General features: G+C 41.3%; 9 protein-coding genes. 5 read left to right on the top strand and 4 right to left on the bottom strand.

The window, feature by feature from the left end; genetic code table 11:
• Positions 1-219: 219 nt before the first annotated feature.
• Complete coding sequence (locus tag VB740_RS33090; RefSeq protein WP_109013277.1) at positions 220-450, bottom strand: hypothetical protein; 231 nt, start codon at positions 448-450, stop codon at positions 220-222.
• A gap of 459 nt (positions 451-909) precedes the next feature.
• On the opposite strand from VB740_RS33090, the gene VB740_RS33095 reads away from it, so the two are divergent.
• The 4 genes from VB740_RS33095 to VB740_RS33110 all read left to right on the top strand — a co-directional run bounded on the left by VB740_RS33095 (position 910) and on the right by VB740_RS33110 (position 6948).
• Complete coding sequence (locus VB740_RS33095) at positions 910-1470, top strand: helix-turn-helix domain-containing protein (RefSeq protein WP_323204056.1); 561 nt, start codon at positions 910-912, stop codon at positions 1468-1470.
• An 18-nt stretch (positions 1471-1488) separates the two neighbouring features.
• On the top strand, positions 1489-4587 hold the full coding sequence (locus VB740_RS33100; protein ID WP_323204057.1) for a peptidase domain-containing ABC transporter: 3099 nt from the start codon (positions 1489-1491) through the stop codon (positions 4585-4587).
• An 88-nt stretch (positions 4588-4675) separates the two neighbouring features.
• Positions 4676-6082: an HlyD family type I secretion periplasmic adaptor subunit gene (locus VB740_RS33105; RefSeq protein ID WP_323204058.1), complete on the top strand. Its 1407-nt coding sequence runs from the start codon at positions 4676-4678 to the stop codon at positions 6080-6082.
• A 92-nt stretch (positions 6083-6174) separates the two neighbouring features.
• Positions 6175-6948: a peptidylprolyl isomerase gene (locus VB740_RS33110; RefSeq protein ID WP_323204059.1), complete on the top strand. Its 774-nt coding sequence runs from the start codon at positions 6175-6177 to the stop codon at positions 6946-6948.
• Here VB740_RS33110 and VB740_RS33115 read toward each other — a convergent pair.
• The 3 genes from VB740_RS33115 to VB740_RS33125 all read right to left on the bottom strand — a co-directional run bounded on the left by VB740_RS33115 (position 6945) and on the right by VB740_RS33125 (position 10674).
• Positions 6945-7769, bottom strand: coding sequence for a M90 family metallopeptidase (locus VB740_RS33115; RefSeq protein ID WP_323204060.1), 825 nt, complete (start codon positions 7767-7769; stop codon positions 6945-6947). The two genes, VB740_RS33110 and VB740_RS33115, sit on opposite strands and share 4 nt — an antisense overlap.
• A 62-nt stretch (positions 7770-7831) precedes the next feature.
• The gene (locus VB740_RS33120) at positions 7832-9754 is read right to left on the bottom strand and encodes an Hsp70 family protein (protein WP_323204061.1); all 1923 of its coding nucleotides are present in this window, start codon (positions 9752-9754) and stop codon (positions 7832-7834) included.
• A gap of 14 nt (positions 9755-9768) precedes the next feature.
• Complete coding sequence (locus VB740_RS33125; protein WP_323204062.1) at positions 9769-10674, bottom strand: hypothetical protein; 906 nt, start codon at positions 10672-10674, stop codon at positions 9769-9771.
• 421 nt (positions 10675-11095) lie between these two features.
• Here VB740_RS33125 and VB740_RS33130 point away from each other — a divergent pair, with 421 nt between their 5' ends.
• Complete coding sequence (locus VB740_RS33130; protein ID WP_323204063.1) at positions 11096-11887, top strand: hypothetical protein; 792 nt, start codon at positions 11096-11098, stop codon at positions 11885-11887.
• The last annotated feature ends 185 nt before the right edge of the window (positions 11888-12072 follow it).

A 12072-nucleotide genomic window follows, 5' to 3' on the forward strand; every position in this document is an offset into this window, starting at 1 on the left:
GACCTTTGTGAAGGTTGGCAGCTTGCAAAAGAGACTTAACGGGAAAAGTCAGTTATTACATAGATAACTCTTTTTTTAAACTTCATTAGCTTTAATCTGCTAAGGCGTTCAATGGATATTAGTTCTAACACTCTAAAAATTTAAGATATTGGGTATGTCAGCCTGTATAACATACCCTAATCGCGTAGCATTCAGTTGTTAATTGAATTAAGTTAATTTTTACTTACGATTATCCCACCAGCGTTTAACAGCACCCGCTGCTCCAGCTATACCAGCAGCACATTGCTGAGAGGAACGAGCAGCAGCATATCCAATTCGGAAGCAAATAAGAGTAGACCCTCCATTGACCTTGACAAGTTCGTTGTCACCTAACTCACTCATGTAACTTTCAGAATCAGAAAATAGATCGGAACCAGTAGGACGCAAATCAGAAATGTTGATAGTAGCCATTGAATTTTTCCTCTTAGATGAAGTTGTTTTGAATTGGATTAGCTGTGTATTGCTTAATCACATTTCCATCTTCGGAGATTCAATCTATAATTTCAAGACTTAAAAACTTCTTGTTTATGCATAATTCAATGATTTATGTTTTAATTATTCAAATATTTAATATTTAAAAATAAAGGTACTTTTATCTGAAAAATTACAGTGCAGTAATGCGTCATTACTCCGAATTAGGCAATTTGAAACTGAAGCTATGTTTTTTGTTCTATATAGTGCTGTTTTTACCCTGTCACACGACCAAAGCCTGAAAAGCCACACTTGTGAGTGTTTCCTAGATTATTGTAAAGCTTTGTAACGAGTTGTGGAATTCCCGGAGTTTTGATTCAGAGAAGTAACAGAGGTTCTCAAGAATGATCCAGATTAATTTCTATCTGGGCATTGCAAGTTATACCAGGAGGAATTGCTGTGGACAAGCAAGGTCTATATTTAACAGCGTTTCAGCGCAAGCTTCTATTGAAAAGTCTAGAAACAGATTTACGTCCAGAGTACCGCCGTCGCATTGAAATTATGTTGTTGGCAGATGCAGGACAATCTCAGACTCAAATTTGTGAAGCTTTAGGATGCTCTCAGGAGACGGCGCGGCACTGGATTACTATGGCCCAAACAGGTCAAGCTCACCATTGGAGCGATCGCCCAATGGGTCGCCCCAAGACCGTGAATAAGCAATATCTTGTTCGTTTGCAAGAACTGGCAAGCCATAGTCCACGTGAGTATGGCTATTCATTTCAAAGCTGGACAGGGCAATGGTTAAGCAAGCATTTGGCTAAAGAACTGGGAATTAAGGTTAGCAGTTGCCACATCAACCGTTTGCTTAAAGAAATGGGGCTTTCTACTCGACTAAAAGACAACACCACTGAGAAAGAAACATCAAGCCAACGGGATTCTGGCATTAAGATTGGCGATTTGCCATCGAACGTCGAACCTAGTTTTTTGTGGCAATTCAGTTTGATGAAAACCAGTAATTAATTCTGCACCTGGAAAGCGATGATTCAGAATAAATCTACGTTTCAAAAGCAACAACTAGGTCAACAACTCACCCAAACTTTGGGTCAACCTCTTTCAGAACAAGAACTTTCAAATTGCCTTCAACAAATTGAAATCCTAGAACCAAATGCAGGTAAACTGTTTTGGGAAGCAGCAGACGCTACGGTTGGCATTTATATCATCTTGGCGGGTAAAGTCAGACTGCTCAATAGCACAGATAACTTAATCGCTTCATTGGGTGTGGGAGCATCATTTGGTGAGCTAACCTTGTTTCCATCAGGCTTTCAAGCTTACACTGCCAGGGCTTCGGTAAATCTCAAAGTTTGCTATATTCCGGGAGATTGTTTGCGATCGCTCATCCGCAAATATCCCTCCATTGGACAGCATCTTAACCACCAAGCACTACTTTGGGATCTACTGCTGTTATGTCGTCAGAATCCTTACCTTGCCAATGCTCCTGTAGAAGTATTGATGCAAATATTACCATTACTCGAACAGCATAATCTCCAAATTGGTAAACTCCCATCTTCTCTACTCAAAGACCAGCAACTTTGGTTACTACGGCGAGGAGAACTATTACATACATCAGGATGCAAGCTTACTGTTGGGAATATTTATACTCTTGAGCAGTTACCCAAAGAACGTAGTTGGCAGGTGACTCAACCAAGCCAAATCTACAGCCTGAGTCGTTCTCATTGGGAAAGTGCGATCGCAAAAGAGCCACAACTAGCTGAACTGATTAACTCTGACACTGCAATAGGAACGGGAAGTATAAGGGTAGCAGGGGAAGAAAATAGAACTCCCCACTCATACGGGCACGGCACTACTGCGCCCCTACCTAGTCGCCACTCTGAAAATCCAGAATCCCCAAAAAGCAAGAAAAAAATCAGTAAGGCTTACTTCCCTAACCCAACTGTAAAAATCGGTCATTTTTGGCAACGCATCACCCGGCGATATCCATACTTTGAACAGCAAAGTGCTTCTGACTGCGGTGCAGCTTGCTTAGTGATGGTTGGGCGTTACTGGGGCAAGCACTTTAGTGTCAATATTTTACGAGATATTGCTAATGTTGACCGCAATGGGGCATCACTACGAGGTTTAGCTGCTGCGGCTGAAAGTATTGGGTTTTCAACTCGACCTGTAAAAGCCAGTCTCGACAAACTTGCTCTACAGAGTTTACCTGCTATTGTGCATTGGGAAGGAAGACACTACATTGTCGTCTACAAAGTAACAGGCGATCGCGTTATCGTTGCAGACCCTGGTATTGGTCAACGTAGCCTCTCTCATGCAGACTTCAAAGCGGGTTGGACTGGGTATACTTTATTAATACAACCTACCGCCCTACTTAAAGATGCAAAGGAAGCCAGCACTCCTTTTTGGCAGTTCTTTGAATTAGCTAAACCTCACTGGTTGGTGTTGTTGGAAGTGTTCATCGCTTCCATCCTGCTTCAGATTTTTGGACTGATCACACCGCTATTTACTCAGTTATTGTTAGACCGAGTTGTTGTACAACGCAGCGATCTGACATTAACAGCTGTAGGGATAGGATTACTCATCTTTAGCCTATTCCGAGTCGCCATGACTGGACTACGGCAATACCTTCTAGACCATACAGCTAACCGAGTGGATCTAGCCTTAATTGTCGGTTTTATTAGCCATACCTTCCGCTTACCCTTGAACTATTTTGAGTCCCGTTATGTGGGAGACATCATTTCCCGTGTACAAGAAAACCGCAAAATTCAACGTTTCCTCACAGGTGAAGCACTGTCTATCGTTCTCGATTTGTTGACAGTATTCATCTACGTAGGATTGATGTTTTGGTACAGTTGGAAGATGGCATTGCTTGTGTTAGTAATTGTGCCGCCATTTGTCTTACTGGCACTCATTGCCACACCCTTCTTACAGCGTGTTTCTCGTGAGATTTTTAGTGCCTATAACGAAGAAACTGGTTATTTGATTCAATCTCTCACTGGTATCCGCACTATCAAATCTATGGCTGTTGAGCAGTCTGTGCGCTGGAAGTGGGAGGAATTTTTTGGCAAGTCAATTAAAAAGAACTTTTCTGGGCAGGTTATTGGTAACACACTGCAAATATTTAGCTCTGGCATTGAAGCTGTAGTTAGCACAATATTACTGTGGTTTGGAGCATGGCAGGTGATACAAAACGAACTTACGATTGGGCAACTTGTCGCTTTTAATATGTTGTTGGGTAATGTGATTAATCCTTTTCAGCGATTGATTATGCTATGGAATGAATTGCAAGAAGTGCTAATTGCTGTTGAACGCATTAATGATGTGATTGACGCTGAACCAGAAGAAGACTTGCACTCCTCATCTCGGCAATCTTTACCACCAATTCGTGGTTACATTGTCTTTGATAAAGTAACTTTCCGTTACCATCCAGAAAGCGATGTCAACACGCTAGAAAATATTAGTTTTGAAGTAAAGCCAGGACAAACGATCGCACTTGTGGGGCGTAGTGGTTCGGGAAAAACGACTATTTCCAAGCTGGTATTGGGGCTGTATCCTCCTACAGAAGGGAAGATTTTGATTGACGGGTATGATACAAGCAGCCTTTCATTGCGATCGCTCCGTTCTCAAATCGGTGTCGTTGACCAAGATACTTTTCTCTTTGGTGGTACGATTCGGGAAAACATTAGTTTAGGTTATCCCGAAGCAACTTTAGAAGAAGTTATAGAAGCAGCGCAACAAGCGGGAGCGCATGAATTTATTAAAGAATTACCGATGGGCTATGAAACAAAAATCGGTGAGGGCGGAGGAACCCTATCTGGTGGACAAAGACAACGGCTAGCGATCGCCCGCGCCCTTGTAGGTAATCCCCAACTGCTGATTTTAGATGAAGCCACCAGCAGTCTTGACGCTGAATCTGAACGTATCATCCAGACTAACTTCAACAAAATTCTTCAAGATAGAACAACACTGGTGATTGCTCATCGCCTTTCAACAGTACGCAATGCTGACAAAATTTTGGTGTTAGATAGAGGTCTTTTGGTTGAAAGTGGAACTCACGATGAATTAATGGCTAAACGCGGTCACTACTTTTACCTGAATCAACAGCAACTTACGATAGCAATCTGAACTAAAATTCCTCTTCAGTTTTCGTCCCTTAGCTTTGCTAGAAATCAGAAAAAACCAATATTTGAAATCCAAAATGGTATGACCAATTATGCCAAATGAATTTACTACCCAAGAACAGTTCAGTCAGAACGGTCACTACCCTAGTAGTCAACTGAATTTAAATGACTCCAAAAAAACACCATCCTCACGAGAGCCAAAATCCTATGCACCTCTAAGTGAAGATTGGTCTTCTTTAACAAAAGAACTAATTGATACCTTACCACGGATTTGGACACGCGGCTTGTTGTATTGGCTAGTAGTATTTGCTGCAATTATCTTACCTTGGGCAATGTTATCCAAAGTAGACGAAACAGGTAGCGCCAGAGGACGACTTGAACCTCAAGGGAGAACTGTAAGATTAGATGCACCCGTTACCGGAAAAGTTACAGCCATCAAGGTAAAAGAAGGCCAAACTGTAGCTTCAGGGCAAATTTTACTGGAATTGGAATCAGAATTAACTCGTACTGAACTGCAACAAGCTCAGGCAAAACTTGAGGGTCAAGAAAATCGAGTTAATCAGCTTCAGTTATTAAAAAATCAACTGGAAATGTCTTTACGCACTCAGCAATTGCAAAATCAAGCTCAAGAATCTGAACAACTTGCTCAACTCGACCAAATACGGCAGCGGTTTAGTTCCAGTAAACAAGTATATGCCCTAGAAGTCGGGCGCATTAAGCTAGCTAAAAACGAAGTACAACGTTATCGATATCTTTTGCAAAAAGGCGCTATTCCCAAGAGTAAATTAGAAGAAATAGAAGGCGCAATGTTTGAGCGGCAAAGACTTTTAGAACAAGCTCAATCAGATATTCAACAGGCAAATACCGAGATTGGCAAACAACAAAGCACTAATCAACGTATTAGACGGACAGGAGAACTTGCAGTCTTGGACAGCCAGAAACAACTAAAAGAACTCCATGCTCAAGCTGTAGATTTACAATCAGAAATTTCTCAAACTAAAAAACAAATTCATTCTTTGCAATTTCAATTACAACAGCAAACACTCCGTGCTCCAATTGATGGCAGAATTTTTCAGTTGTCTATCAATAACGCCGGGACAGTTGTACAACCAGGGCAGATGGTTACTCAGATTGCACCTAATGGAGTACCTCTGATATTCAGAGCACAGATGCCTAGCCAAGAAAGTGGTTTCTTGCGTGTAGGAATGCCAGTAAAAATTAAATTTGATGCTTATCCTTTCCAGGATTATGGAGTGATAGAAGGCAAATTGCACTGGATTTCACCAGACTCCAAAATTGTGGAAACTGCCCAAGGTAAGATAGAAAACTTTGAATTAGAAATTGCAGTGCCACAGACTTATATTCAAAGTGGAAATAAACGTATTGCTTTAACGCCTGGTCAAACAGCAACTGCTGAGGTAATTGTTCGGCAACGCCGGATTGTTGATTTTGTGTTAGATCCGTTTAAAAAGTTGCAAAAAGGTGGTTTAAAACTATAAAAAAAGGAGAGTTCAACAAGTTATTCTTTCCTGTTTCATCTTTAACATTTCCGAATTCAACTTTAATTTGTTTCCCATTAAGGAGTTATACTATGTTAGAAATGCCAACTGTTTCTCTAGACGAAATTTTCAAACAAGTCAAGATTTCATGCCAAATCCCTTCTGTAATAGAAGGTATTCTTACTCGCAAGATTATTTCAAATACGGCAGAAGAGGCTGGTATTAAAGTGGAGCCAGAAGAACTACAGCAAGCGGCAGATAGCTTGCGTTTGATGAACAATTTGACTAGTGCCGATGTTACTTGGTCATGGTTACAAAAACACAGTTTATCTCTAGACGAGTTTGAAGAATTAGTTTATTACACAGTAATTTCTTCAAAATTAGCTCAATATCTGTTTGTAGATAAAGTTGAACCTTTTTTTGTAGAACACCAAATTGATTATGCCCAGGTAGTTATGTATGAAGTGGTTTTAGATGATTTTGATTTGGCTATGGAACTGTTTTACGCATTGGGTGAAGGTGAGATGAGTTTTTATGAAATTGCTCATCAATATATTCAAGATACAGAACTACGGAGAAAAGGAGGATATCGAGGCATATTAAACCGTGCAGATTTGAAACCAGAAATTTCTGCTGCTGTCTTTGCGGCAACTCCACCGCAAGTTGTCAAACCAATATTGACATCCGTTGGGGCGCATCTGATTTTGGTTGAGGAACTTATTGAGCCACAATTGGACGAGGTGTTGCGCTTAAAAATTATCTCAGATTTGTTTTCTGAATGGTTAAAGCAACAAGTTGAGCTAATTTCTGGTAATTCCCCTATTTTTATGGATAATTTCGCCAAATTGCAATCTGCTGTAGTTTAAACCCATTGCACAGGATCTAATTGATAGTAACGTTGCAATTGCTGATAAAGTGCCGGATGTTTGGATAGCAATTGGTGCGGTTTCTCAAAGAATGTCTCAGTCGCTACGGCAAAAAATTCTGCGGGATTCGTTGCACCATAGCTATCCATTACCGTCTTTACGTCTTGTAGAACATCATTACAAAGTTGCTGATATGCTTCTGTCATCACCTTCGCCCAAATAGCATAGTCTGAGTTGCTTTGCAGTATAGGAACTCCGTCAGCTTTACCATCTTCTTGATCTAACTGATGGGCGAATTCATGAAGCACAACGTTACGTCCATCTCTCCAGTTTCTAATATCTTGTTTTACCTGTTCCCAAGACAGTACTAGTTGGTCATTTGTCCACGATTCACCCAATCTTGCCACACGCCTTTCTTCAACAACATAATTTCCGATAGAAGTTGTTTCCTGAACAAAATAAGCGTTGGGATACACCAGAATTGAACGAAGTCTAGGGAAGTATTGCCCACGTTCATTTAATAGGAGTAAACAGGCGATCGCAGCAATGATCAGCTTCATTTCTTCTGTCACCTGTAATCCTCTACAGCCAATAAATTGCTTTTCTGCTAAGAATACTTGAATATGTCCCTGAAGTCGTCTGAGTTCATTGGGAGAAAGACAAGGATAAATGGGAAGATTATTCTCAATAATGGCATTCCAGAGTGGGGGAAAAGGACGATTTTTCAGACGGTTTCTTCGCCTTTTGATTAGAATTGGATTGACTAAAATACCAATTAGAATCAGTCCAATGATGAGAAAGACAATTATTGCTTGAATCATTGACTTTTGAGCAGTTTACATACAGATTTTATAAAATCTATATTTTCTGGTATACCTTACCGCTATTGGATTAGGATTATGCAAGATTGAACCTTGGTAGAAAGGCTTTTTTGTAGTCCTTGCTCAACCTTGGTAATCAGTTTATCAAAAGCCTCTTGATCTGCTGTCAGTTGTTCTTGAAGAACTTTCTCTAACTCCGGCTTGATTTGCCCACACATATCCTCGATTTTTTTGTCACTCAAAAAACTAGAACGAACCCAACTTGGTACATCCACATTTGTCTTGATTACTTCTTGAACACTCTTGCGATTTAGCTCCATTCCTGCCGCCATCACCGAAGCCCCATATACTAAGGCAATAGGCCAGGTTAAATGTCCAGTTAGTATGAGAGTGATGATACTAGCTACAGTGCCTCCACCAATTACTACATTGACAATAAAGCCCACTGTCTCAGCCAGAATAGCATCTCCAATCCGTAACTCTGGGTTAACAAAATTTGGGTCAATGCTATCCTGGAACCTTAAGCTACTTCTAGGTATCTGAAATTTTCGACAGATTGGATCGGTTTGTGCGGCTAAATCGGGTTGGATTTTATTGCTAAACCAAAAAGCGCATTGATGATTAATTATCTGCACAGCTAGATCGCTTTTGAGCCACTGTTCTGCACGACTGATTAAAGATGTTTCCAAATCGGCTAAAGTCCGTATTTTGTTTTTTTGCCAATCTTTTAAAGCTGGTTTAACAGCGTTGACGAGCAAGCCGTCTGTTAAAGGCTTAGTTAATGATTCGATTAACTCCGGGATATGCCTTTCAATCAAACCTTTAAGCGTATTTGAGGTAAATAGTTCGTTGACTTCTTCTTTAAAAGCAGCAGCACGCAGATCCCATCTTCCTACTCGTGCTAAACCCAGTGCAATGCAGCGTTCTGGTTCTGGATCGGGGCGAAGCAGCGTTTCTGGTTCGGGAAACATTTCTTGACAAAGATGGTGCGTAAACTTCATGCGAGATGCACCGCCAGTCATCAGTAAAAGTTTGGGCACAATTCCAAGTTTTTCTAGCTTTTCTTTCGCCTCGGTTAAAGAGTCGCTAAACGATCGCACCCAACTCTGATGCCCCAGTTCCGGTAAGGGCTGGTTTAAAATTTCCTCCATCATCAATTTATTGACTTGGGGAATAAAATAAATTTGTTCGTTAATCGACTCGAAGCCACGCGCAAAGGATTCAGGATCGCTGTATAGCTGTTCGTTAGAAAAATAATCTTCTTTAGCTTTGCGACAAGCAAGTTCACAACGAGCTTGGTGATGCGGATATTCCTTAAATACTTTTTCGAGTAATGCTTTTTGTTCGTGGTTGGCGAGAGTCCGGGCAAAAATAGCTTTGTCAATTAGAGATGCACCTAAAGTATTACTCCCGAAATCTATCGGGATCTCTTCTAAGCTCTTAACCAGAGTAAAATCTGTGGTTGAAGAACCAATATCGACAATTAGCACCGATGCAACAAGTTTGTCATACTCCAGTTTCCCGGCTTCCTTGGCTTGCATGAAAGCAGCCCGCGATTCGGGTACAACATTTAGTTGGGGAATGCCAGCTTCTTGAAGTAGCTTTTGGTATTCGGTGCGATCGCTAACTGACCATCCTGAAGGACAACCAATGTAAAAATAGCTACCTTCCCCACCTTCAAGTTGTTTGCTTTCTTTCAAAAGGCGGTAGTAGGTTGCTACAAAAGTGCTAATTGTTTCCCGATATTTGGGATCGTTGTTAGGTTTTTGCTTGAAAGAAATTGTCAGTTGGGTAACGCCAGCTTGAATCAATGCTTGTTCGCCGACAAGATAACCGAGTTTAGGATGCCAACCAAGGGCTGTAATTTGGTTCTTCTTGTTATTAATCTCCAGCATCTGGGGGGGGTCGATGCTTTCGACTATCGCTTTAGCTAAAGCCGTTTCACCGTGCCCCAAATCAAAACCGATTGTTTCTAAAATTTCCATACCCTTATTGTCTATTATTCTCTAGCAGAGGAATATGCTGGCTCAATTACCCTACCGCGTCTAATCAAGCGATCGCCTTTTAACAAAGCCGGAGTTAGAGTCACGTGTTCTTTGGTATCGGGGTCGATACTTGGCTCAAAGTCAAAATAATTGCGATCGCTGTGCGGGTCATTTGGTCGGTAAATTTGAGCGTTAATTCCCTGAGACATTAAAATCTGTGGTAGAAGTTTTGCAAGTTCATAAGCCATTTGGGGTTTATCAAGTTTTGATGCGCCCATCAGCCTTTGCAGAAAATTTAATAGCTCTGGCAGTTCTTCTATTGCTAGATCGCCTTCATGTTTATTCCATTCTTCTACTCTAGCTACTGCTAGGTCGATAGTGTTAAGAGCATCGCCAAGATGATCTAAAAATACTTTGCTATCAACCCGGAGCATAGGTTTAGGTAATTCCAATAGCTCTGAAGACATAGAATTTTGCTGGCTCTTTAACTCAAGTTGAAGCACAACTTCTACCCCTAGAAGTATAGATGTTAGTAAAATAGCCATCCATGCACCTGGGGTAGTTTTAGTTAAAGAGAACAACGAACTTAAGATGCCTATATAAATTAGCCCCTTTAGCAGTTTTAGGATTAATCTGCTGGAAAAAAACTTTGTACTTGGGTTAGTAAATTGCTTTTGCTCTGTTGGAGCAATTTGAGAATAGTTAGCCGCAGCAAGAGTAGCGATGGACTGCCGCAGCGTATCTAGGAAAAAGGAAGCTAGACGAATTTGAGCCAGATTAAGTTTTTCAATGTAAATTCTTTCGAGGTTATCAAGTCGATTCTGAACCAACTTAACTATCTCCTCGATGTTGGTTGTGTTATCAATATCTGTCTGGAGTTGGTTGCGTTCTTCGCTAAAAAGTGAAGTGATTGTTTTCATTGCGTTGACTAAGACTTTAACGTTACTAAATAGGGGTGAAATGAGCAGACAACTGCTCATTTCACCCTGTAATCACATGATGACTGATGTAATTAACTGAGTTGTATGGTTCGAGCATCTTTTTACTAGAAAATTACGCTTAATGTTATCCAGAAATCTTGCATATAGTTGAGATCACATTTAGACTGCTGATGAGACAGATTAACTAGCAATACGCTTCGGTTAACGTTTTAATATTTTAAAGATCCCCTCAACCTCCGTTAAAAAGGCTTGCTCATAAACCTCTTTTACCCCCTTTTTAAGGGGGTCGCCGCAGGCGGGGGGATCTTAACCGAACTGTATTGGCTTCACTGGCGCATTTGAAGCCACCCATTGCCTAACCATTGATTGCAAATTACTACCCATCAGGAGGAGAAGCAAAATGTTTATCTGCGTCATTGCTGACTACGGTACAGGAGATCCGGCATTTACAGAAGTCACACAACGTTTACTGATGGCTTTTCCCCATGCCCACATCCATTTGCTTTCGGTTCCAGCATTCAGTACATTGGCAACGGGATTTTGGATTGCCCAACTAGGACTCAACCCTGGCCCTAGCGATCGCCTAATTTATCATAACTGTGCGCCTCGTCAGGATGATCCTGAAGCCCGTCGAGACAATGAGGGTGAAGGACTAACTTATGCTCTTTTATCCAATGGTGTAAAAGTAGTGGGTGTGAATGCAGGCTACACCCTCTCCTTTATCAAAGACTATACAAAGGAATTGCGAGTGGTCAACGTTGCTCGTGGCGGTTCGCAGTTTCGCTCACGGGATGTCTTTCCTCCGGCTGCGGCTGCCATTATGAATGAAGATTTTAGCCTTCTGGGAGATAGCCTCAAGAGCGAGCAAATCCCAGATGTTCCACCAGATCGAATTGCCTGGATTGATGGTTACGGCAACATCAAAACAACTATTGCGGCACATACACTTAACTTGGAACCTCAAACCAAGATCGTCATTCGGATTGGAGATGTAGTCAGTGATGCAGTGTATTCTGATGGCAGCTTCAAAGTGTCTGAAGGAACTTTGGCTTTTGCTCCTGGTAGTTCCGGTTGGTCAAGAGGCGATTCAGGAGAACCATTGCGTTTTTTAGAGTTGTTTCTGCGAGGAGGGAGTGCTTGGGAGCGCTTTGGTCGTCCCCGTGTGAATCAACAAGTCACTCGAATTGCTTAAAATCGGGTAGTTGGTTTGCGATCGCGGTACGATTTATTTAGCTGCTTCTGTTATCTGGTTGAATTGATGACAGTCCCTAGAGAAATTCCAGATTTTTTAGGGCATCGAAATATTAAACATACTGAATAGAGACTTCCAAGAAATAAATTATCCAATCTTGTGGGGTGGGCATCTTGCCCGCCTTT

It is taken from the genome of Nostoc sp. UHCC 0251 (genome assembly GCF_034932245.1).
Lineage (GTDB): Bacteria > Cyanobacteriota > Cyanobacteriia > Cyanobacteriales > Nostocaceae > Nostoc.